The sequence below is a fragment of the Levilactobacillus lanxiensis genome (assembly GCF_016861655.1).
GTDB classification, from domain to species: Bacteria; Bacillota; Bacilli; order Lactobacillales; family Lactobacillaceae; genus Levilactobacillus; species Levilactobacillus lanxiensis.
The window spans coordinates 17,474-38,642 of record NZ_BOLN01000011.1 but is presented as its reverse complement, the minus strand read 5'-3'; the positions used below and the strand labels follow the sequence as shown (position 1 = coordinate 38,642).

At 51.4% G+C, this 21,169-nt stretch carries 19 protein-coding genes; 2 read left to right on the top strand and 17 right to left on the bottom strand.

Annotated elements, in window-relative coordinates:
- The first annotated feature begins 138 nt into the window (after window positions 1-138).
- Complete coding sequence (yicI, locus tag JUF22_RS12435; RefSeq protein ID WP_203646743.1) at window positions 139-2,427, top strand: alpha-xylosidase; 2,289 nt, start codon at window positions 139-141, stop codon at window positions 2,425-2,427.
- A 192-nt stretch (window positions 2,428-2,619) separates the two neighbouring features.
- Entirely contained in the window at window positions 2,620-2,883 is a 264-nt protein-coding gene (locus tag JUF22_RS12430) for a hypothetical protein (protein WP_203646737.1), read from the top strand.
- 56 nt (window positions 2,884-2,939) lie between these two features.
- Here the strand turns inward: JUF22_RS12430 and JUF22_RS12425 are convergent, their stop codons facing one another.
- The 17 genes from JUF22_RS12425 to JUF22_RS12345 form a co-directional block, all read right to left on the bottom strand.
- Window positions 2,940-3,518, bottom strand: a complete 579-nt coding sequence (locus JUF22_RS12425; RefSeq protein WP_203646881.1) for a uracil-DNA glycosylase family protein — start codon at window positions 3,516-3,518, stop codon at window positions 2,940-2,942.
- A 12-nt stretch (window positions 3,519-3,530) separates the two neighbouring features.
- Window positions 3,531-4,697 (bottom strand): FRG domain-containing protein, encoded by a 1,167-nt coding sequence (locus tag JUF22_RS12420; RefSeq protein WP_203646735.1) that lies wholly within the window; start codon window positions 4,695-4,697, stop codon window positions 3,531-3,533.
- The gene (locus JUF22_RS12415) at window positions 4,678-5,256 is read right to left on the bottom strand and encodes an ImmA/IrrE family metallo-endopeptidase (RefSeq protein ID WP_203646733.1); all 579 of its coding nucleotides are present in this window, start codon (window positions 5,254-5,256) and stop codon (window positions 4,678-4,680) included. Before JUF22_RS12415 ends, JUF22_RS12420 begins: the two co-directional genes overlap by 20 nt.
- Window positions 5,257-5,377: 121 nt before the next feature.
- Complete coding sequence (ispE, locus tag JUF22_RS12410; RefSeq protein ID WP_125765456.1) at window positions 5,378-6,232, bottom strand: 4-(cytidine 5'-diphospho)-2-C-methyl-D-erythritol kinase; 855 nt, start codon at window positions 6,230-6,232, stop codon at window positions 5,378-5,380.
- 209 nt (window positions 6,233-6,441) lie between these two features.
- Window positions 6,442-6,681: a Veg family protein gene (locus JUF22_RS12405; RefSeq protein WP_125765455.1), complete on the bottom strand. Its 240-nt coding sequence runs from the start codon at window positions 6,679-6,681 to the stop codon at window positions 6,442-6,444.
- 99 nt (window positions 6,682-6,780) lie between these two features.
- Window positions 6,781-7,668: a 16S rRNA (adenine(1518)-N(6)/adenine(1519)-N(6))-dimethyltransferase RsmA gene (gene rsmA / locus JUF22_RS12400; RefSeq protein ID WP_203646879.1), complete on the bottom strand. Its 888-nt coding sequence runs from the start codon at window positions 7,666-7,668 to the stop codon at window positions 6,781-6,783.
- Between the two features lie 2 nt (window positions 7,669-7,670).
- Window positions 7,671-8,234: a ribonuclease M5 gene (gene rnmV / locus JUF22_RS12395; protein WP_203646731.1), complete on the bottom strand. Its 564-nt coding sequence runs from the start codon at window positions 8,232-8,234 to the stop codon at window positions 7,671-7,673.
- Window positions 8,221-9,000 carry a TatD family hydrolase gene (locus tag JUF22_RS12390; protein ID WP_203646722.1) on the bottom strand — a complete coding sequence of 260 codons (780 nt, stop codon included), beginning with the start codon at window positions 8,998-9,000 and terminating at the stop codon, window positions 8,221-8,223. The genes rnmV and JUF22_RS12390 overlap by 14 nt, the downstream gene beginning before the upstream one ends.
- Before the next feature lie 671 nt (window positions 9,001-9,671).
- Window positions 9,672-11,708, bottom strand: coding sequence for a methionine--tRNA ligase (gene metG, locus JUF22_RS12385; protein WP_203646720.1), 2,037 nt, complete (start codon window positions 11,706-11,708; stop codon window positions 9,672-9,674).
- Between the two features lie 200 nt (window positions 11,709-11,908).
- Window positions 11,909-12,754, bottom strand: a complete 846-nt coding sequence (locus JUF22_RS12380) for a DUF72 domain-containing protein (protein ID WP_203646719.1) — start codon at window positions 12,752-12,754, stop codon at window positions 11,909-11,911.
- A gap of 13 nt (window positions 12,755-12,767) precedes the next feature.
- Window positions 12,768-13,094 (bottom strand): hypothetical protein, encoded by a 327-nt coding sequence (locus JUF22_RS12375; RefSeq protein WP_203646717.1) that lies wholly within the window; start codon window positions 13,092-13,094, stop codon window positions 12,768-12,770.
- 4 nt (window positions 13,095-13,098) lie between these two features.
- Window positions 13,099-13,803, bottom strand: a complete 705-nt coding sequence (locus JUF22_RS12370) for an NAD-dependent protein deacylase (protein WP_203646715.1) — start codon at window positions 13,801-13,803, stop codon at window positions 13,099-13,101.
- Window positions 13,804-14,530: 727 nt separating this feature from the next.
- Window positions 14,531-15,496, bottom strand: coding sequence for an IpaB/EvcA family protein (locus JUF22_RS12365; protein WP_203646713.1), 966 nt, complete (start codon window positions 15,494-15,496; stop codon window positions 14,531-14,533).
- Between the two features lie 15 nt (window positions 15,497-15,511).
- A complete protein-coding gene (locus JUF22_RS12360; protein WP_203646711.1) occupies window positions 15,512-16,774 on the bottom strand; it encodes a hydroxymethylglutaryl-CoA reductase, degradative in 1,263 nt (420 codons plus the stop codon).
- Window positions 16,775-16,785: 11 nt separating this feature from the next.
- Complete coding sequence (locus tag JUF22_RS12355; protein WP_125765446.1) at window positions 16,786-17,706, bottom strand: Ppx/GppA family phosphatase; 921 nt, start codon at window positions 17,704-17,706, stop codon at window positions 16,786-16,788.
- Window positions 17,707-17,726: 20 nt separating this feature from the next.
- Entirely contained in the window at window positions 17,727-18,746 is a 1,020-nt protein-coding gene (gene trpS / locus JUF22_RS12350) for a tryptophan--tRNA ligase (protein ID WP_203646709.1), read from the bottom strand.
- 434 nt (window positions 18,747-19,180) lie between these two features.
- Window positions 19,181-20,131, bottom strand: coding sequence for an alcohol dehydrogenase catalytic domain-containing protein (locus JUF22_RS12345; protein WP_203646707.1), 951 nt, complete (start codon window positions 20,129-20,131; stop codon window positions 19,181-19,183).
- Window positions 20,132-21,169: the final 1,038 nt, after the last annotated feature.

Here is a 21,169-nt window from a genome sequence, read left to right as displayed (position 1 = left end):
ACCTCTATAGGCGTCCCACCGCTCCCAGACTAACCAAATTCTTCTCATGAAAGCGTTGACATTTAAATCAAATCCACGTACACTGTTGGTGTCGATTAAGAAATTCAATTTTCTAAAAAATCTAAGAGGTGTTTACCCATGAAGTTTACGAATGGCTATTGGTTAGACCGGCCACAATATCAGATTGACTCACCACGAGAAGTTTTCGATTACAAGCAGACGGACCGACAGTTAACGCTGTACGCCCCCTTCAAATTCATCAATGAACGTGGCGATGAACTGAACTTGGGGATGAGTACGATTGACCTGACCTCCCCGATTGAAGGCGTGATTGGCGTGAAGCTGACCCACTTCGATCAGGATACGCAGGGGCCTTCCTACCATATTGCCAATCAAAATCCGGACGTGGCCATCACCACGGGTGACGACGAGCTGACCTTTGCCACGGGTGGGCTGACCGCCCGCATCCCCTTTAAGCAAGCCTTCCAATTAGACTTCTTACATGGTGATCACCTATTGACCCAGTCGCTGGACAAGGCCCAAGGCGTGATTCACGACAAGGACACCAACATCGACTACATGCGTGAACAACTGAACGTTGGCGTGGACGACAAGGTTTATGGCCTGGGCGAACGCTTCGGTAACTTCATCAAGAACGGCCAAGAAGTCCGCATCGATAACCAAGATGGTGGGACGGCCTCCGAACAATCTTACAAGAACATCCCCTTCTACTTAACGGATGCCGGCTACGGGGTCTTCGTGGACCAACCACAACCCGTCGACTTTGAAATCACTTCCGAAAACGTTGACCGCGTTCAATTTAGTACCGAGGGCCAATCTCTACAGTACTACGTGATCTACGGTCCAACGCCGCAAGAGATTCTTCACCGCTACACGGAATTAACTGGTAAGACCCAGTTGCCACCTGCCTGGTCATTTGGCCTCTGGCTGACGACCTCCTTCACCACTGATTACAGTGAAGAAACCGTCATGAAGTTCATCGACGGCATGAAGGACCACGAGATTCCACTGGACGTCTTCCACTTTGACTGCTTCTGGCAAAAGGGCTTTGAATGGTCCAACATGGAATGGGACCGCGACGAGTTCCCCGACCCTGAAGGCTTGATCAAGAAGATTCATGACCGCGGCATCAAGGTCTGTGTCTGGATCAACCCCTACATCGCCCAAAAGGGGAAGATGTTTGAAGAGGGCAAGAAGAACGGCTACTTCGTCAAACGCGAAAATGGCAATATCTGGCAATGGGACCTCTGGCAAGCCGGCAACGCCTTTGTCGACTTCACCAACCCTGCCGCTGTTAAATGGTACCAAGGCAAGCTCCAGGCGCTGATCGACATGGGCGTGGACTGCTTCAAGACCGACTTCGGTGAACGAATTCCAGTGGACGATGCGGTCTTCTTCGACGGTTCCGATCCCAAGCGCGAACACAACTACTACACCCTGCAATACAACCAGGCCGTTTACGACACGATTGTCGCTGCCAAGGGTGAAGATGAAGCGGTCGTCTTTGCCCGCTCCGCTACGGTTGGTTCGCAGAAGTTCCCTGTTCACTGGGGTGGTGACGCGCTGTCGACCTTCAAGAACATGGCCGACACCTTACATGGTGGGCTGTCCTTCCTGAGTTCCGGATTTGCCTTCTGGAGCCACGATATCGGTGGGTTCGAAGACGGTCCCGACACGCCAACCGCCGACCTGTACAAGCGGTGGACCCAATTTGGCCTGCTGTCTTCTCACAGCCGTTACCACGGTAGCAACGTTTACCGGGTCCCATGGAATTTCGATGACGAAGCCGTTGAAAACACGCGGAAGTTCGTTAACCTGAAACTATCCCTGATGCCTTACCTGTACACCCAAGCCGCCCACAACACGGCTTACGGCAATCCGCTGATGCGGCCAATGTGGTTCGACTTTACCGAAGACCTCACCGCCCACACCCTGGATAACCAGTACATGTTGGGAAGCCAAATCCTGGTTGCCCCCGTCTTCAACCATGAAGGCCACGTCAACCTCTACCTGCCAGCCGGCAAGTGGACCAGCATCATTGACGACAGTGAAGTTTACGACGTCGCCGATGGCAAATGGTTCAGCAAGGACTACAGTGAGTTAGACCTCCCTGTCCTGGCCCGCGACAACACGATTCTGTTGCGGAATCCTAAGGCCGTTCACGCCGACTATGACTTCACCAAGGATCTCGACATCCACCTCTACGACATGCACGAAGGCACCACGACCGTTGCTGTTGTGGATCAAAAAGGGAAGGATGCCGGTCAGGTCGCCGTTGACCGTCATGGCAACGAACTGACTGTGACGACGACCGGTTTGACTGGTTCAGCCACCGTACTCGTTCACGAAAATGGTCACGTTACCCAGGCAGCCTTAACCGGCAACGCGGTCACTGTGACGCTCTAAGTTAAATTTCAAACAAAAATCCCCGCACTACCAGCGACCCGAGAGTCGTTAGTGGTACGGGGATTTTTTAGTTGCGCGGGGGTCCTTTACTGACCGTTGCCCCCACTAGCCATTCGCTGGTCTTCGGCGGCATAATAGGCATAGCTAACAATAGCTTTAGTCGATACGCGCAAAGAAAGGGACGTGAGTACAATGCGTCTACTACAGCAATACCATCATAGTCTGGTTCTCATCAGTCTCCTCGCTGGTGTGTTTCTTCTGAGCAAGCTGATGATTCTCCAGTTCGCCCTGCCCAATACGTTTACAACGACCGTCGTGATGATTTTTGATTTTGTCCTGCTTGTCGGTGTTTACCTGGTCGACCGCCTGCGCCGCCAAATTTCTTTGACGAAACGCGACCGACTCCTGTACGGTGCCATCCTGGTTTGGATTGTTTTGGCTAGTGTGACCTTTTAGCGTCTCATTATAAAAAAGAGGTATCCGGAAAATTCCCAGACACCTCTTTTGCCATTTTACGAAATAATCTCGCCAACGCGGACCTGCAGTTCCGGCACCACTGACGCCTCGAACCACGGGTGCTGATGCATCCAGCCGTAATTCAGCGGTGACGGATGGACCAGTGGAAAGAACTCTGGCAAATAGTCCGCGTAGTGCTCGACCGTTGCCGTTAGCGTCTTCTCGTGCTTGGGGAGGTAATACTTTTGGGCGTACTGCCCGATCAACAGGGTCAGCTTGACGTTGGTCATCAACGCCAGGAGCGGTGCGTGCCACTTGTCTGCGAAACCCTTGCGTGGCGGCAGGTCACCCCCGTGCGCGTGCTTGCCCGGATAGTAAAAGTCCAGGGGCAACACGCCCAATTTACCGGAATTGTAAAATTGGTCCTTGGTGACCCCCATCCAGTCACGTAACCGGTCCCCGCTGGCATCATCCCAGAAGGTCATGGACGCCTGGCCCTGACGGCTGGGCGCCTGACTGATCAAGAGGATTTCCGCCTGCGGCTCAACGTGGTAGAGGGGTAAAATCCCCTGCTGAGTAAAGCGTTGGTTGGCCGGATCATCCTGAATAGCTTGAAAAATCTCCTCTGCATCGATGGCTCTTCGCTCCTAACGATTTAATCTTTCTGTTGGTTCAATATTGCGCTGTTGCAAATACGAAATGTACTTATCGAAATCGGGAAAAAGATTCTTTTCCAAATAAAAATACTCACGTAACTTATGACTGATATCTCGACTCAGCAAATAACTCAATCTATCTTTAATCAATTCTGGACTTTTCTCACGAATTTCCGTAATCATCTTAATATTTTCAGCTAGTTGATTTTGCATTCCAACAGTTGAAGCCTCAGCTGTCTTCTCAGATTCCTTTAAAAATCCTACCAAACCTGTGAACTCTGTCTGCTGCTTCTGTAACGCATCACTTATGGCACTCATGTCGTAATCTAGTCTAATCTTTAGTCGCGGTATCTTTTGAATATTGGTTACTCGAATGTCATTCAAGTAATCATAATCAAAAAAGGCTCCCTTCTGAGCTTTAATGCGTTTATTACGGTCATTTTTGACGACGGCAACGAAAATATTAGACTCAGCATGCTTCTCTTCATCAATACAATACATGTCAAACGAACTGTAATGCCAGTGCTTAGCTGTCTCAAATCCCAAAACCATAAACTGCAAGGCAATAAATGGATTCTGCGTAATATCCAACAGACTTGTTCGCATACCGTAATGCTGGAGCATCGCTAATTGTTCAGCACGCGCCTCTGCCTGATCTTCGTCGTAAGGAATATAACTCAAGATATCAGGGTACTCCTTAGCAATGTCACTATAAATTCTGTCGTATGAGCTAATGAAGGACTTTTTGGTATTTCCCCGAAATAGGCTGGGGATCAACGGCCAATCATCAAATTGGCCTCTGAAGTAATTAAAATATCCTTCACTCCTATCCCGAACTAACTTTTGAATTAGTTCCTTGTACAAGTAAAAGATATGCCAGTTATCAATTTTTCCATGTTCTAGGTCCTGATTGATCATTTCAACAGTTTGAGCAACTTGATCAAATGCAACAACATCTGAATCGGTACTCGGGCAATAAACTAGTTTCTCAATATGATAATGATCAAAATCACTATATTGCGCTAAATTAGTTAACGCAATTTGACTGTCGCCTTTTTCTCGTAAATCCGGTTTCACAACAATTTTAATTTCAGCCTCAGTGAAGAGCGGAATATCCTTTAATCGCGTCTGAACCTCATCATATATTTCTATAGTCATCCATCTTCACAAACATGCTGACGTTCTGAAGACGATAAGTCATTGTCTCCTCAGATACCGCCAATTCTTGAGAAATAATTTTAGTCACTTCAGCAATTTGCTGTTTTGTTAACCCAGCATCGTCTAACCCCAACTGGGTAATTGCTTCCTTCACTAATTTCACCAATAACTTTCTTGGCATTAATAAAGTCGCTGCGAAGTTATTCGCCGCCATCTCATTGCTCTTCTCTAAGACACTTTCATAAGAGCCGAGAGCAGTTGAACGTAGTGAAATCCCATGATGACCTAAAACATCATGACCAATTTCATGGGCGATTGTAAATCGCTTGCGTGTGGCAGGATGATTTTGATTAATTTTAATCGTCTGATTAGTTTCGTCAAATGCCCCAGAATGGTTATCTGGTAAGTGAACATAATTGAGTTTAATACCCAGTAATTCCGCAATTTTTTTTAAATCAATGTACGGAGAAGAGGGAAGCAATAATAATTGACCAAAGCCATCAGCATTTTCACCAAACTGATTGATAAAATCAGATGAATATATTTCTTTAAGTTTCATGACCAGCTTCGCCTCCTTAGCATTCAATATAGCACACGCAAGTTACCAGGCCTAAACAAAATAGCCCGTACTAAACGACCATCAATTCACTTAAAAAAGAAACAACTAATCCCTAAAGCAACTAAGGCAACGGCCGCACCAAATACACTTCACGACAGAACCCTTTCATGCCGTTAAAGACCCGTTGGGCGCGTGACTGCTTGCTACACAGGCCAAAGACCGTGGGCCCCGTACCACTCATTTGCGCGGCATCGGCGCCGAACTTCATCATCTGTTGCTTCAACTGCGTAATCTCGGGGTAACGGTGCGCTGTGAGCGGTTCCAATGCATTGCCCATAACGGCGCACATCCCATCGATGTCCTGGTCCCGGACAGCTCGCAGCAGCGCCTCAATGTCTGGGTGTTCCAGGTTGTCGTAGCGAATCTGCTGCAGAATCGTCGGCGTGGAAACACTCACCTTGGGCTTGGCCAAAACGACCCAGGCCGCCGGTAGCTTCGACAGCGGTGTGATGCGCTCGCCCCGCCCGCGGACGTGGGCCGTCCGTCCGTAAACACAGTACGGCACGTCCGAGTCAATCTGGAGACCCAGCTCGGCCAGTTCCTGCCAGCTCAGCCCCAACGACCAGGCCTGATTCAGTCCCCGCAGGACCGCAGCGGCATCCGATGATCCACCACCCAAACCGGCCGCTACTGGAATATTTTTCTTGATGCGGATATTGACCCCCTCATCAATGTGGTAGTTTGTTTGCAGCAAATGAGCGGCCTGAAAGGCTAGGTTCCGCTGATCATTTGGTAAAAAACCGCTATCCGAGGCGACCCGGATGCGTTTGTGTTTGGTTAACGTTTGAATTTCGACATAGTCGGCCAAGTCCACGGACGTCATGACCATGTTCCACTCCTCCGCCCCATCCTGATGGTGGTACGGGGTGTCGAGCCCGAGGTTTATCTTAGCTGGCGCCTTTTCAATCAGTTGCATGTGCTCACCTGAATTCTACTAGGTAGGTTGCCTACCGTTCTCGTAATTCTAATTAAGCCTATTATACTATGGTTTTAGCCAAAATAAAAAGAGTGTGTCAAAAGCCAAGTAGTTAGCGGGATTAAGCGCCACTACCGGCCTTGACACACCCTTTTCGGTCAGGTCAGTCTGAAAAATTTAGACAAAATAAAAAGGCCTAATTGGCCCAATTATTGTTCATCAAAGTCAACTTCGATGTTTTTAGTTAAAATATCGGTATAGCTGTATGAAACCCGTTCGAACGAATTTTCGTTTTGGTCTAAATCCACCACGAAAACGGCTGGATAGGTTTCCCGAAGAATTCCATGCCGCTCTGTCGTTTTCTTACGACCGGCCTGGGCAATCACCATCAACTTTTCGCCGATACGATCGTCCAGTTTGTTCTTAATGTTCGCTAAACTTGTTGGCATGCACTTCACCTCTGTGAAACAATTATAGCACCGTTTCACAGAAATTGCAAATTATACCACAACAGCCGTCAAACCGCAAGAATCCACAGTTGGTAAGGGTTACATAAGCCCTTCATTGTGGAAAGCGTTCGTCAATTCAATGAAATTCACTAGCGTTAAGCGTTCTGGCCGTAGCTGACGCGAAATTCCGGTTTGATTTAAGACAACTTCAATTCGTTCGCGCACTTCCGGTTGCTTGCCGAAGATGCCTTGCAAATTGTTCCACAAAGATTTCCGCCGGTGCGCGAAGCATCCCTTAACAAAACTAAACAGGGCTTTGTCTTCGTACGGATTAACTGGTAGCGGCTCCCGCGGCGTTAAGCGAATGATGGCGGAGTCAACGTTCGGTTGCGGAATGAAGGCCGTGCGCGGCACGCTGAAGGCGACCTCGACGTGTGCCGGGTACTGCATGACCACGGACAAGGACCCATAAGCCTTCGTCCCTGGTTCCGCCACCAGACGGTCGGCCACTTCGGCCTGCATCATGACCACGATGGCATCGAAATCAACCGTGCTTTGGAGAACCCCCATCAGGATGGGCGTCGTGATGTAGTACGGCAGGTTGGCAACCAACTTCAATGGATGACCCGGTTCAAATTCAGCCGCCACGACCTCGGGCAGGTTGGCCTTCAGGATATCCTGGTTGATGACCTTGACGTTGTCGTAATCCATCAGCGTTTCATCCAGGACTGGCAACAGGTTTTCGTCGATTTCAAAGGCCACGACCTTGTGAGCTCGCTTGGCGATTTGTTCCGTCAGGGCACCAATCCCAGGGCCAATTTCAATCACGTTGTCTTGCTCATTGACATCCCCAGCGGCCACAATATTCCGCAAGATGTTGAGGTCGGACAGGAAGTTCTGCCCCAGACTCTTCTTCGCCACCAGATGGTACCGGTTCAGAATCGCCTTTGTCCGTGCTGGTGAACCAATTTCGGGTACTTCATTCATCATTATTTATCCTCCTTTGCGCGCACCTGCTTGAGGGCGGCCGCAAAATCAGCCGGCTGAATCCCAAACATCCGCAGTCGTTTCTCAAGCTGCTTCCCGTTCACGTAGCCAATTTGTAAAAGCTCGCCCAGCTGTTCCCGACGTTCCTTGGCGCCCGCGCCACCAATCAGGCCAGCGGCCATCAAGTCTTCGTGGGTGATCAGGGTTGGCGCAGCGGTCGTTTCCGTGTAAACGTGGTCCAGTGCCGCCCGAATAGCTTCGGGACTGGCGTGCTCCACCCCTAACGAGCCACCGGCCTTGTCCGGACGCCCTTCATTCTTGGGTAAGAAAGCATGCTTAGCATTGGGTACCGCCTCGGCCACAATCTTGCGAATCTTTTCCCCAGAAAAGTCTGGGTCGGTGAAAATAATAATGCCGCGTTGATCCGCTAATTTCTGAATCAAGGCTAACGTGTCCTCATCAATCGCGGAGCCGCGGGTCTCAATGGTATCGGCGTTGACTGCGCGGTTGATTTGTTTGGTATCATCTTTGCCCTCAACGACGAGGACCTCTTTAATCTTTTTCATTAATTTTGTAAAACTCCTCTGCGTTCTTAAACGTGGCGGCCGCAATTTCTTCCGGCGTGGTCTCGCGTTCCTTAGCAATGGCTTCCACCGTGTAGCGGGTGAAGCCAGGCTCGTTCTGCTCGCCACGGTGAGGCTCCGGCGTCAGGTAAGGTGCGTCGGTCTCGACCATCATGACGTCCAGTGGCGTCGCGCGAACAGCGTCGTGGACCTCGTGGGCGTTCTTGAAACTAGCAACGCCAGAATACGAGATGTGCATGCCCAAGTCAAGGAACTTCTTCAGCCATTCGGGGTCACCGTTAAAACTGTGCATGACGCCCCCAATTTCGCTGATGTCAGCGTCCTTGATAATTTGGTAGGTGTCTTCAAAGGCATCCCGGTTATGCACGGCGATCGGCTTGCCCACTTCCTTGGCAATCGCAATCTGCCGGGCAAAGACCTTCCGCTGCACATCACGTGGCGACGTGTCCCAGTGATAGTCCAACCCAATTTCACCCAGCGCAACGACCCGGTCATCGGCAAGCTGTTCTTCCAGCAACTTCTCAGCCGCGGCATCGTAGTTCTTGGAATCTTCAGGGTGCCAACCAACGGCGGCGTACAGCTGTGGGTACTGGTGAGCCAACTTGATGGCATCGGCGTTCAACTGCGTATTCGACCCGATATTGGTCATCTTGACCACACCCAAATCGGCGGCCCGCTTCAAGAATCCAGGCACATCATCGAGGAACTCTTCGCTGTTCAAATGTGTATGCGAATCAAAGATTTTCATCGTCATTCTCCTTTACCCTAGTTTGATTTAATAAACGAACAAAACGCAGCCGGCGTCTCATCGATCCGCCGCCCACGTTTTGGTTATGGTTTTATTTTGTTCGTGTGACTTATTGTATGCCCTAACTATGCTATAACGCTAACCCACAAACTACCTGCGGCATGCTGACAGTACCATGTACCATTTAACACGACGTCAGTGAGCTACGGGTTAACACCATGTCAGCCGCAGGGCTGGTGAGAATGGGCCACGCAGTCAATATTAGTGACCAGAGGCGGGCCAAAGTGACCAGCTGTGTCGATGGCCTTAGCTGAGTGATCTGCTCAGCTTAGCCCATGGGACCCGCTTCTTAGGCTGATTCACAGTAAAGAATTAATCCGTAACACCTAGCGCCCACAGGTTACACGTGGCGTGCTGACAACACCATGTGTCATTGTCAACATCTACGTCAGTGAGCTACGGGTTAACACCACGTCAGCCGCAGGGCTGGTGAAAATGGGCTCAGCCGTGGGAGTTGCCTTAGCGGTTTACCGCTTAGGCAACTGCTATCTTTGAGACGTGAACTTCGGCTCAAAGTAAGTCTGAAGACCGCTTCTCAGGCTTCAGGCGCGCGCCCACAGCGCCACGGCCCATTTTCACCAGCCCGGAGGCGTGGCCAGAGGGTTAAACCCCTAGCTGACGTCGGAACCGTTGACCATGGTGCTTGGTAATGTCAATAACTCGACTTGACCGTCATGCTCAGCGGACAACAACATCCCCTGACTGACTTCCCCACGCATCTTCCGTGGCTTCAAGTTGGCCACAATAACGACCTTCTTACCCACTAATTCTTGCGGTTCTGGATACCATTCGGCAATCCCAGATAAGATCTGGCGGTTACCTTGGTCCCCAGCATCCAGTTGGAACTTCAGTAGCTTGTCGGCCCCTTTAATGTGGTCGACGGCTTTGATTTCAGCGACCCGCAGTTCAATCTTTTCAAATTTATCGAAGCGAATCTCTGGCTTGTTCAGCGTCAGGTCTTCAGCAACGTCGGCCTTAGCCGCTTCTTGTTGGGCTTGAGCCTTCGCTGCCATAGCGGCACGACCCTTAGTCTTTTCAGACTTAGTCATTTGACCTTGGATGAAGTCAACTTCTTCTTGCACGTCGATCCGAGGGAAAATAGGGGTCCCCTTGGCAACGACCTGCTTACCAGCTGGTAAGTCGGCCAACTTGAGGTCGGTCATGGTCAGCGTGGCTGGGTCTAAGCCTAATTGGGCAAAGATTTCCTTTGGCGCATGGGTCATGACTGGGCTGATCAGCGTGGCAATGACCCGTAAGCTGGCAGCTAAGTGGGCCATGACAGCGGCTAAGTCATCAGCCTTGCTGTCGTCCTTGGCTAAGTTCCAAGGTTCCGTTTCGTCAATGTACTTGTTGCTCCGGGAAACCAGTTTCCAGATTTCAGCCAGGGCATCGGCGAAGTGCATCTTGTCCATTAAGTCATGGTAGTTGGCGATAACCGTTTCAGCCGTGGCTTCGAGGTCGTTATCAAAGGCCGTCACACCCGCCTTGAATTCAGGCAGCTTGCCGTCTTCGTACTTGTTGATCATGGCAACGGTCCGGTTCAACAGGTTCCCCAGATCATTAGCCAAATCATAGTTCAAGCGATCCACAAAGTCTTCGGGCGTAAAGGTCCCGTCGTTTCCGTAAGGCATCGCGCGCATCAGGTAGTACCGCAGCGCATCCAAGCCGTAACGGTCAACCAGAGTTTCAGGGTAAATGACGTTCCCCTTAGACTTGGACATCTTGCCGTCCTTCATCAATAACCAGCCGTGCGCAAACAATTCGTCTGGGGCTTCGATGCCCAAGGCGTGCAGCACGATTGGCCAGTAAATGGAGTGGAACCGAACAATTTCCTTACCCACCATTTGCACGTTGGCAGGCCAGAACTTCTTGAAAAGGCCTTCGTCATCGCTGGCGTAGCCTAAAGCGGTGATATAGTTGAGCAAGGCATCGATCCACACGTAAACCACGTGCTTGGGATTGCTCTTGACCGGCACACCCCAGGTGAAGGTCGTCCGGGAAACGGCGAGGTCTTCCAGGCCTGGCTTGATGAAGTTGTTGATCATTTCGGTCATCCGAGATTCTGGTTGGATGAAGTGGGGATGGCTGTGGTAGAAGTCTAACAGCCAGTCGGCGTACTTGCTCATCTTGAAGAAGTACGATTGTTCCTTAACCAGGGAAACTTCGTGACCAGAAGGCGCCTTCCCACCGATAACCTTGCCATTATCATCATGGTAGACTTCGGCGAGTTGCGTTTCGGTAAAGTATTCTTCGTCATCCTCGGAGTACCAACCTTCGTATTCACCCAGGTAAATGTCGCCCTGCTTCAACAGGCGTTCGAAAACTTCCTGAACGGCGGCAACATGTTCCTTGTCGGTCGTCCGGATAAATTTGTCGTTAGAAATTTCCAACGTCTTCCAGAGTTCCTTGATGCCCTTCGCCATACCATCCACGTATTCTTGTGGCGTTTGGCCTTGTGATTGGGCCTTGTCTTCGATCTTCAGACCATGTTCGTCGGTCCCCGTCAAGAAGAAAACGTCATAACCGTTGCTACGCTTGTAACGCGCAACCGTGTCACAAGCAATCGTGGTGTAAGAGTTCCCGATATGTAACCGCCCAGATGGGTAGTAGATCGGTGTTGTAATGTAAAAACTTGGTTTGTCTGCCATAAAATAAAAGCCTTCCCTCGCTCTAAATTATTCCGTTATTATCGGGTTAAAATTCATGATAAATTCTAATCAAGTATAGCATAAACCCCGGTTTAGCCATAGCGCTAACCCAGGATTTTGTGGTGAAACTAGCTATTGAAAAAGACAAAAGTACCCAACCGATTCACTCAGCTGCGTACCCCCTCATTTCATTTGTTCAGTTAAAATAGGTCCAGTTGTTGCGGCGCCAAATTTTGCCAGTACAGGTCCAAGATTTCTTGGAGTCGCTGGGCATTGGGCGCGGCGTCACGACCCGCGTTGTTGTTAAAGATCACACAGACGTTTTTAGCCTGCTGGTCTAGCCGCTTGACCATGGCCGCAAAATCCTGTAACTCCTCTTCCGAATAGTGGTAGAGGGTGCGGGTCTTCCGCCAATTCTGGCCCTGATTGAACCAGCCCTCGGCGTTACGCCCGTGAAGCCGAACCATTGCCAGGTCAGGCGTCGTCACGGTCTCATCCAAGGGAATGCCATCGTTTAAGTTGTGGGGCTCATCGGTCGTCACATTGGTGAACCGCAGCGACTGTAGATAGGCCAACACGTCTGCACGCATCTCGGGCGTCGCAAACCAACTCGGACTCCGGAACTCCACGGCAACGGGTAAGTTACCCATCAACACGCGGACCTGCCGCAAGTATTCAATGTTCGCCGTCGTCCGGTTGAAGAACGGTGGAAACTGAAAGAGCACCGTTAATAATTTCTGGTGCGTGACCAGCGGCTGGATTGCCGTGCGAAACTGATCAAAGGCCAGGTTCCGCTCGGTCTCAGGCAACGTTTCATCCCGGTCGTGCCGGGTCATCACCTGATTGGCCTTCAAAATGTATTGAAACCCATCCGGCACGGCTGCTTGCCACTTCTCAATCGTGCTCTGGCGAGGAATCCCGTAGAACGGCGTATCCAGCTCAACGACGGGGAAATGCCCCGCATACTCCGGTAACGTGACGGGCCGCGTATCGCCGCCAATTAACGCCGGATGCTCCGTCCAGGTGGTCAACCCAATGGTAATCATGCCAAACCACTCCTTACTTAAAACGTTCAAACTTCTTAATCAATTCGGCTTCAGGGGTCGTCAGGCGACCGCTCAGCTGACTGATCAGGCGCTTGCCGGCAATCCGGTCGTTGTAACGAATCCCGGTCACACAGAGGTCAATCAGCGCAAAGAGCACCGTCACGAGAACCGCTTGGTTACGAGAAAAACTCGCCTCAAACAGCGTCACGATTTGCCCGCTAAAGGCCAACTGGAGAATCCCATAGATGACCAGGGTATCTGGAATCAGCTGGAGCACGTTTAACCAACGCAAACGCCTCACCAGCCCGTGTAGTTGATGGATTACTTCTTGATGCGTCATCGGCTTACCCCCGAACTTGGAGTTCGTTGAAGAACTCAGTAGCGTCCGCCTGAACCATCGTGTAGTCAAAGCCCAAATCCAAGCGCTCTTGGTTGACCACGACCACCTTGGCCTGCTGATTGCGGTAATCTAGGAGCCCGGCAAACGGATAAACCCGCATGGAGGTCCCGACAATCACGACCAAATCGGCTTGGCCCATCGCGGCAACTGACCGCTGAATATTCAGCTCGTTGAGGCCCTCGTCGTAAAGCACGACGTCGGGTCGTAACCAGCCGCCGTCAGCGTCGTGGTGCGGGTCCTGCAAGTAATCTTGCCAGTCGACCTTCGCCCCGCAGAGCTGACAGTGAACCTGATACATGTTGCCGTGAAATTCCACCAAATGCTTAGTGTGCGCCACGTTGTACAGGTTATCAATATTTTGTGTGATGACCATCGCCCGGTCCTGTTGGGTCAAGGCCGCCTGTTTTTCATGAATGACGTTGGGTTTGGCGTCTGGGTAGTACAGGTTTTGTTTCACATAATCATAAAAGACCTCTGGCTCCTGTACCAGGCAGGCGTGACTCAGGTAATACTCGGCGTTGCGGTGTCCCGTATACAGGCCGTTTTTCGACCTGTAATCTGGAATTCCCGACGGCGTCGAGACGCCTGCACCGGTTAGAAACACGATGTATTTGGCGTCATCAAAGGTTGCTTGCAAGCTCGCTTCCATCCCCATCATCCCTTCTTAATCCTTAACTTAGATGGATCTGTGCCGTTCCCGGCGGTGGGCTCAAGGTGCCCTGCTGTGGGGCACGGTTCCGGCCTGAGAAGCGGTCCTTCACCTCGCCTGAAAGCCTGGAAAACCACCAGTCTCTCAGGTCGTCCCGTGCTCTAGGCTGGAAAAGAACTCCAGCCAAGACCACCGACACAGCTGGTCGCCTTGGCCCACCTCTGGTCACTGACATGGTCCATCTAAGTTAACGTTACTTCAGTTCGTTGATCTGATTACAACTGTACTTATGTCAAGCACAGTGTGCATATCTCATCCAACACTCTTGATGCCACAATGACTAACACTCGCCCGAAAACAATCGAACCATAAACAGATTTCGCCCTCATTGTATGCCGGTTTCATCTGCTTGTCGCGGATTCTTTTCGTAAAGTTTAAAATATATCCTGCCAATTCGATGAATGACCGTATCATCATTCAGTCTGACAAGCCTAACAAGTCTCATCCTATACTGTCGCGGGATACGCCAGTGTCAGCCGTGAGGGCGGTTAAAATAGGCTCAGCCGTGGGATTTTCTAAGTGATTTTCTTAGAAAATGGCGACTTTGAGACGCGGACTTTGCGGCTCAAAGCGAGTCTCAAGACCGCTTCTTGGCTTGAGACGTCCTGCCCACCGCGTTCCGGCCTACTTTAACCGCCCGGTAAGGCGAACCCTGACGCACGTCTAGCTACCGCAAGATGTATGGCATCTTGAGCTGCTTGAAGAGCTCTTCGACCGTCATGCTGTAAATCTTCGTGAAGTACTCTGGCGTATCGTCCTTGGGCGCTGGTGCTGGGAGCACGAACGCGTTTTGCTCGTCGGCGTGATTGAAGCCGACGTAGCCGCGGCGTTGCGTGGTCTTTTCGTGCATGTCTGAGTGGTACAGCTCAAAGATCTGCTTGACCTGTAAACTTAATTGTCGCTTGGACAAGACACTGGTCAACGTTGTGAACTCAGTGTTGTGCAGGGCTGGTAAGTTCCAGGCTTCCAGTTGGGCATCAAAGGCCTTGAACAGTTTGACCACGTTCCGGCGCAGGCTAAATGGTGAGTCGACTGGCTTTTCCGTGATAACTTTGTACAGCTTCTGAGCGGCGGCGAAACTGATTGGATAGTCCTTGGTGAACTGTGCCATCAAGTCTTGGTCGTCGGTCCCGAAGAAGACCAACGCATCCAGTAAGGTCAGCGTCCGTAGCGTCATTTCATCGTCAACCGGATTGGGTTCTGGCTTAATGGTTGCCGTGACCCCTTTCAAGTATAAATCCTTGATGTTGTCGTCGATTAAATGGTGCTTGCGTTGTTCACTGACCACGACTTCATGACTGACGATATCATACAGCTCGGTGCCCATGATCATCAGTTGTTCGTCGAGTTGGGGTTGGCCGGTCGTCAGGGAGAAGAAGACCTGTGGGAACCCGGATAGAATCATTAACAAATGGAGCAGTTCGTGCGAGGCCGTGTAGTTTGGCGCGGTCAAATCGGCTACTTGAATGGCAATATCCTTGCCCATTTGCATCTGTTGGGCCTGGTCATGTCGGACGAAACCGGCTTGCAGTTTCCCAATAAATTGGACTTCAACCTTACCTGGATAGATAGCATTAACTTGATCTAACAGGCTTTGAACCTCTTTATTTAATTTGACATCTTTTGCTTGCATACTGTTTGTTTTCACCTATTCCTTTAAATTTGCTTGACGGACGGCGGTTAGGGCCGCTTGGGCCTGCGCCATGGTTGGCTGGGTGATGGTCGCTAAACGGTGCATCACCTCTGGCAGTTCCGCGGGGGTCGCCCCAACGGATAGCGCCAACGACTTGCGTTGCAAGGACATGTGACCGCGTTGAATGCCATCGGTCACTAAGGCCCGCAATGCCGCCACGTTCTGGGCGAGTCCGACTGCCGCGGTGATGCCCATGAGTTCACGAGCACTCGTCACGTGCGCAATCTGTTGGTTCACCTTGACCAGCGGCAACACGCGCGTTGCGCCACCCACAAAACCCAAGGCTAAGGGTAACGTCAGCTCGCCACGTAGGTGCCCATCAACGATTGACCACTGGCTGAGGCCCTGATACTGGCCATTACGGCTAGCATAGGCATGAACGCCACTCTCAACGGCCCGCCAGTCGTTGCCCATAGCCAGGACGACGGCATCGATGCCATTCATAATGCCCTTGTTGTGGGTCACCGCACGGTACGGATCGACCTGAGCCAGGTCACTGGCCTCCACGATGCGTTGGGCCACCGCGGCCCCGGCAATCGTGGACGTTTTCAGTTGGTTGACTGGCACCTCACAGGTCGCGGTCACCAGGCTATGCGTCGCGTAATTACTGAGAATACTCATTAAAATATCCTCGTCGCGGTGGGCCTTGATGTCCGCCGCCACGGCTTCCGTCATGGTATTGACCAAATTGGCGCCCATGGCCTCGCCCACGTCAATGAAGACATCCAGCAACACCCAATCGGGCGGCAGCTGGCGAATCCGCAGACTGCTGGCACCACCGCCGTGGGTAATCAGGCTGGGGTGGGCCGCATCGGCAACGTTAAGAAGTCGCTTACGGTTAGCCGTCAACCATTTCACTAAATCACGGGGATCAATGACGTGACTGAAAACGATTTGCCCCATCAATTCTCGCTGGGTAACCTGGGTCTCAATCCCCGTTGGACTGGCCAATAGCCGGCCACCATTGCTAGCTGCTGCGATGACTGAGGGTTCCTCGGTCACCATCGGCACCGTCACCGGTCGGCCATCGACGGTCAGGTTCACGGCCACCCCCTCGGGCAGGCCGTACGTCGTGAGATAATTTTCAATTAAATTCTCGTCGGTCGCCTGCCGGTGGGCGGTCAGCTCAACTAACTGATCGACCGTCAAATGGCTTTGGCTGGCAATTTGGTCCCGGCGCGCCTCATAGGGTAGCCGGTAAAATGGTGGTTGGCTCATTGATGTCCCTCCTAACGTTGACTCAGGTACTCGGAGATGATGCCTTCCCGGACGCCACTTTCAGAGAAAATGACCCGGTCGGAATCCAGCATTTGAAGTAGCGTGACCAGAGGCAACATCCCCCCGATAATAATATCAGCCCGCTCCGTCTCTAGGCCAGAAATGCGCTTGCGTTCCCGCAAAGGTACCCGCAGTAACCGTTCAAACGTCTTCATGACTTGACCCGTAGTGAGTCGATACCCGTGAATGTTTTCGACGTGCAAAATCTTCTGCTGCTGACGGTTCATCCGGGCTAGTGTCCGGTTGGCACCACCCAGGAGCACCAGTGGCAGGTGTTTGGCATCATTGAGCCACCAAATATCCTGGAGGCGTTCCCGGAGGAAAACCTGGGCGGAGAACAAATCTACTGCCGTAACCCGGTCATCGAGCCGGAATTGTTCCGACAGGTTAACCGCACCAAACGGCACGCTAATCAGGTTGGCATCGCGGCCATCCTTGACGTGAACCAGTTCACAGCTGGCCCCACCGGTATCCAGCAACAGACAATCCTTAATTTTTAACCGGTTGACCGCGCCCAGGTAGTCGTAGTAGGCTTCCTGATCCCCGGACAACACTTCTAATTCAATGTTCGTGGCCGCTGCGACGCGTTTTAAAAATTCGTCGCGGTTGCGGGCTTGGCGTACGGCCGCCGTCGCAATTCCCCTAACAATTAAATGGGGTAATTGCTCATAGTACGGTCGAAACGACTTCAACGCCGCAATCGTGCGGTCCATCGCCTTCGGTTGGAGGATCTTTTCGGGACCCATCCCCTCTGACAAACGGCTGTCAGCCTTGATGCGGTTGACTTCGCGGTACGTACCGTCGTCATGCAGTTCATTAACGGCCATTCGGACCGAGTTAGAGCCCAAATCAACAATGGCTAAGTTTTGCATTGTTCATCCCCCGTTTCAATCTAACCGAAGTAGTCGATGCCAATCGCGTGCCGAACTTCACGTAAGGTCTGAGCGGCGACTTGGTTAGCCTTTTCGCTCCCCTGCTTGAGGATGTCGTAAACGGCGCCCTCATCAGCTGCGAAGGCTTCACGGCGTTCGCGAATTGGTTGTAATTTGGCTTGTAAGACTTCGTTCAGGTACCGCTTGATCTTCACGTCTCCCAGGCCACCGTGTTGGTATTGGGCCTTTAATTCTTCAACGTGTTCATGGTCGTCGGCAAAAATGTCGAGGTAAGTGAACACGGTGTTGCCTTCGATATGGCCAGGATCTTCGATGTGAATGTGTTCTGGGTCCGTGTACATGGACATGATTTTCTTTTGAATTTCGTCGGCGCTGTCGCCCAGGTAAATGGCGTTGTCGAGGGACTTACTCATCTTGGCGTTGCCGTCCAAGCCAGGGATCCGGCCTTGGCCCTTAGGTGGGAAGTAGCCTTCAGGTTCGACCAGAATCTCTTGTTGGTAGATATTGTTGAAGCTCCGCACAATTTCGCGGGTTTGTTCCAACATAGGTTCTTGGTCTTCCCCAACAGGGACCGTATCGGCCTTGAACGCCGTGATATCAGCGGCTTGGCTAACTGGGTAGATGAAGAAACCAGCCGGCACACTTTCACCAAAGGCCTTCTGTTTAATTTCACTCTTAACGGTTGGGTTCCGGTTCAAGCGGGAAACGGAAACCAGGTTCAAGTACGCCATGGTCAGTTCATTCAAAGCAGGAATCTGGGATTGTACCAGAATCGTGGACTTGGCAGGGTCGATACCCACGGCCAGGTAGTCCAAAGCAACTTGTAACAGGCTGTGGCGAATCTTTTCGGGATCCCGGGCGTTGTCGGTCAGGGCCTGCATGTCCGCAATCATGATATAAGTGTCGTAATCACCGGTGTTTTGCAAAGCGACCCGGTTCTTCAATGACCCCACGTAATGCCCAATATGTAGCTTACCTGTTGGTCGGTCTCCAGTTAAAATAACGTGTTTTTTACTCATTTTGTTCTTCCTTTCTGAAAAAGCGCCCTACTGGCCAATTGCCAATAGGACGCTCGTGCGCGGTACCACCTAATTTGTGGTCGTTGGGACCACCACTCTCGTCAATAACGGCGACACCGCGATAATTAATTATCGATTAAATGAAACTTGCTTGACCCATTTGGGCCGTAAAACCGTTTCAGCACGAGCGGTTTTTCTCTAATATTGGCCTACTTTTATCAAGTTCTATTTCCTTATTTTAGAGGTTTTTTCGGGTAAAGTAAACTGGTAACTTCCACAAAGATTTTTATACTGAAAGCGTTGGCGGTTGCGTCCCAGTTTGGGGTAACTCACGTGAATTGTTTGTCCCGGCTTACACGCCCAAATAATTCCTGATAACCTAAAAATCACCACCAGCATTTACCCGCCGATGATGATTTCAAATTTAAAATTAGCTAGTCTTGCGTGGCAATCAGCCGACCGGTCACGCCACCTTGACGCAATGTTTCCAGCCCCTCATCAATTTTACTGAAGTCGATGGTCGACAACGTTGGCTTGACCTGGCCTTTGGACAGCGCGTCGTAGCAAAACGCAATGTCTGAGCTGTCACCGCCCATGCTGCCAACGACCTGAGCGCGTTTCATAATCAGGTCCCAGGTGCTGATGGTTGAATGGAGAATCCCCATCCCTACCACGACGACTTTGCCACCGGGTGCGACAACGGATAAGGCGTGGCTCGTGGTGCTGTCAAAACCTGCGAAGTCAACGATGAGGTCTGGGGCGATATCTTTCATTTCGCTAACATCGTTGAAGATGCCCTTGCAGCCCATCGCTTCAGCCATCTTCTTAGCGGCTGGCTTCGGGTCAGCAGCATAGACGTCACAACCCGCCGCAATCGCGAGCTGGGCACCGAAGTCACCGATGCCACCAATGCCAACGATACCAACCTTCATCCCCGCCTTCGCACCACCGACACCAAAGATAGCCCGGTGAGACGTCATGCCGGCATCAGTTGCCGCGGCACCATCGATAAAGGACACATTGTCGGGTAACGGAATCAGCTCGGTTTGCGGAACAACAAGTTTGTTGGCGTAAGCCCCGTCAACGACCCCGCCGATTGAGACTTGCGTGTCCGGATCAATGGGGCAAACCCCAACCCGGTCACCTGGTTTAAATTTAGTCACACCCGTGCCAACGGATGCAATCACACCCGCACACTCGTGACCCAAAATAACTGGTGGCTGAATCAAATCCATCCACCCGGGGTCATCAATGATGGTCACGTCAGTATGACACAACCCAGAAGCCTTAATGTCAATCACAACTTGCCCAGCCGCCGCAACAGGATCAGCGACCTCAACCAATTGCAGGGGTTCATGCGTCTTCGTAAATTGCCAGCCTTGCATTCAAATCATCCTTTCCAATCTCAGAGAAACGACAACAATGCTTATGTACCACAAAATGTAAAACTAATGGAACAAGATAATCGTATCATAAAAGCGCTTACATAGTAAGGATAACTTATAATCTAGGAAATTGACAAGCCAGTAAATAAATTGCAAAAACACAAAGTGTCAGCCCAATCCCACTCCGATTATCGCCATCCCCCGCCACCGTCAGCCCTGCAGGGTGGTTCAAAATAGGCTCAGCCGCGGGACTTTCCTGAGGTGCCCTCAAGAAATGGTGACTTTGAGACTCGCCTTTTGAGGCTCAAAGCAAGTCCCGAGACCGTTCCCCACCACACCCACACGAAAAAAAAAGTGTCAGCGAATCCCACTCCGATTGTCGCCAATCTCCGCCACCGTCAGCCGCAGGGCGGGGCTAAATAGACTCAGCCGTGGGAATTCTCTTAGTGGCGGGCTTAGCCACTTAGAGAATTGGTGACTTTGAGACTCGCTTCTTGAGGCTCAAAGCAAGACCGGAGACCGCCCTTTGGCTCCGGTCGTCCGCCCACACCCCCCACTGTCAGCCGAAAAAAGATAAAGCGTCAGCCCAATTCCACTCCGATTGCCGCCAACCTCCACCACCGTCAGCCCTGCAGGGTGGTTCAAAATAGGCTCAGCCGCGGGATTTCCTGAGGGAACCTCAGGAAATGGTGACTTTGAGACTCGACCTTTGAGGCTCAAAGCAAGTCCCGAGACCGCTCCCTAGGCTCGGGACATCCTTCCAAACACGTCCACCTGGAGGAGAACAAAGTATCAGCCAAATCCCACTCCGATGTCGCCAACCTTCGCCACCGTCAGCCGCAGGGCGGGGCTAAATAGACTCAGCCGTGGGAATTCTCTTAGTGGCGGGCTGGGCCACTTAGAGAATTGGTGACTTTGAGACTCGCCTTTTGAGGCTCAAAGCAAGACTGGAGACCGCCCTTTGGCTCCGGTCGTCCGCCCACAGCGTCACGGTCTATTTAGCCCCGCCCGGAGGCGAAACCAAAGGCCAAAAGAAAA

Excerpts from the sequence above, each read along its gene's own strand:
- ispE (WP_125765456.1), bottom strand. The coding sequence starts at position 6,232 with ATGCAACTGATTGAAAAGGCGCCAGCTAAGATAAACCTCGGGCTCGAC.
- JUF22_RS12390 (WP_203646722.1), bottom strand. The coding sequence starts at position 9,000 with ATGAAAATCTTTGATTCGCATACACATTTGAACAGCGAAGAGTTCCTC.
- trpS (WP_203646709.1), bottom strand. The coding sequence starts at position 18,746 with ATGAGTAAAAAACACGTTATTTTAACTGGAGACCGACCAACAGGTAAG.
- JUF22_RS12345 (WP_203646707.1), bottom strand. The coding sequence starts at position 20,131 with ATGCAAGGCTGGCAATTTACGAAGACGCATGAACCCCTGCAATTGGTT.
- JUF22_RS12415 (WP_203646733.1), bottom strand. The coding sequence starts at position 5,256 with ATGAAACTTAAAGAAATATATTCATCTGATTTTATCAATCAGTTTGGT.
- metG (WP_203646720.1), bottom strand. The coding sequence starts at position 11,708 with ATGGCAGACAAACCAAGTTTTTACATTACAACACCGATCTACTACCCA.
- JUF22_RS12360 (WP_203646711.1), bottom strand. The coding sequence starts at position 16,774 with ATGAGCCAACCACCATTTTACCGGCTACCCTATGAGGCGCGCCGGGAC.
- JUF22_RS12405 (WP_125765455.1), bottom strand. The coding sequence starts at position 6,681 with ATGCCAACAAGTTTAGCGAACATTAAGAACAAACTGGACGATCGTATC.
- JUF22_RS12370 (WP_203646715.1), bottom strand. The coding sequence starts at position 13,803 with ATGGAAGCGAGCTTGCAAGCAACCTTTGATGACGCCAAATACATCGTG.
- JUF22_RS12380 (WP_203646719.1), bottom strand. The coding sequence starts at position 12,754 with ATGATTACCATTGGGTTGACCACCTGGACGGAGCATCCGGCGTTAATT.
- JUF22_RS12355 (WP_125765446.1), bottom strand. The coding sequence starts at position 17,706 with ATGCAAAACTTAGCCATTGTTGATTTGGGCTCTAACTCGGTCCGAATG.
- JUF22_RS12420 (WP_203646735.1), bottom strand. The coding sequence starts at position 4,697 with ATGACTATAGAAATATATGATGAGGTTCAGACGCGATTAAAGGATATT.
- JUF22_RS12430 (WP_203646737.1), top strand. The coding sequence starts at position 2,620 with ATGCGTCTACTACAGCAATACCATCATAGTCTGGTTCTCATCAGTCTC.
- JUF22_RS12375 (WP_203646717.1), bottom strand. The coding sequence starts at position 13,094 with ATGACGCATCAAGAAGTAATCCATCAACTACACGGGCTGGTGAGGCGT.
- rsmA (WP_203646879.1), bottom strand. The coding sequence starts at position 7,668 with ATGAATGAAGTACCCGAAATTGGTTCACCAGCACGGACAAAGGCGATT.
- rnmV (WP_203646731.1), bottom strand. The coding sequence starts at position 8,234 with ATGAAAAAGATTAAAGAGGTCCTCGTCGTTGAGGGCAAAGATGATACC.
- JUF22_RS12365 (WP_203646713.1), bottom strand. The coding sequence starts at position 15,496 with ATGCAAGCAAAAGATGTCAAATTAAATAAAGAGGTTCAAAGCCTGTTA.
- yicI (WP_203646743.1), top strand. The coding sequence starts at position 139 with ATGAAGTTTACGAATGGCTATTGGTTAGACCGGCCACAATATCAGATT.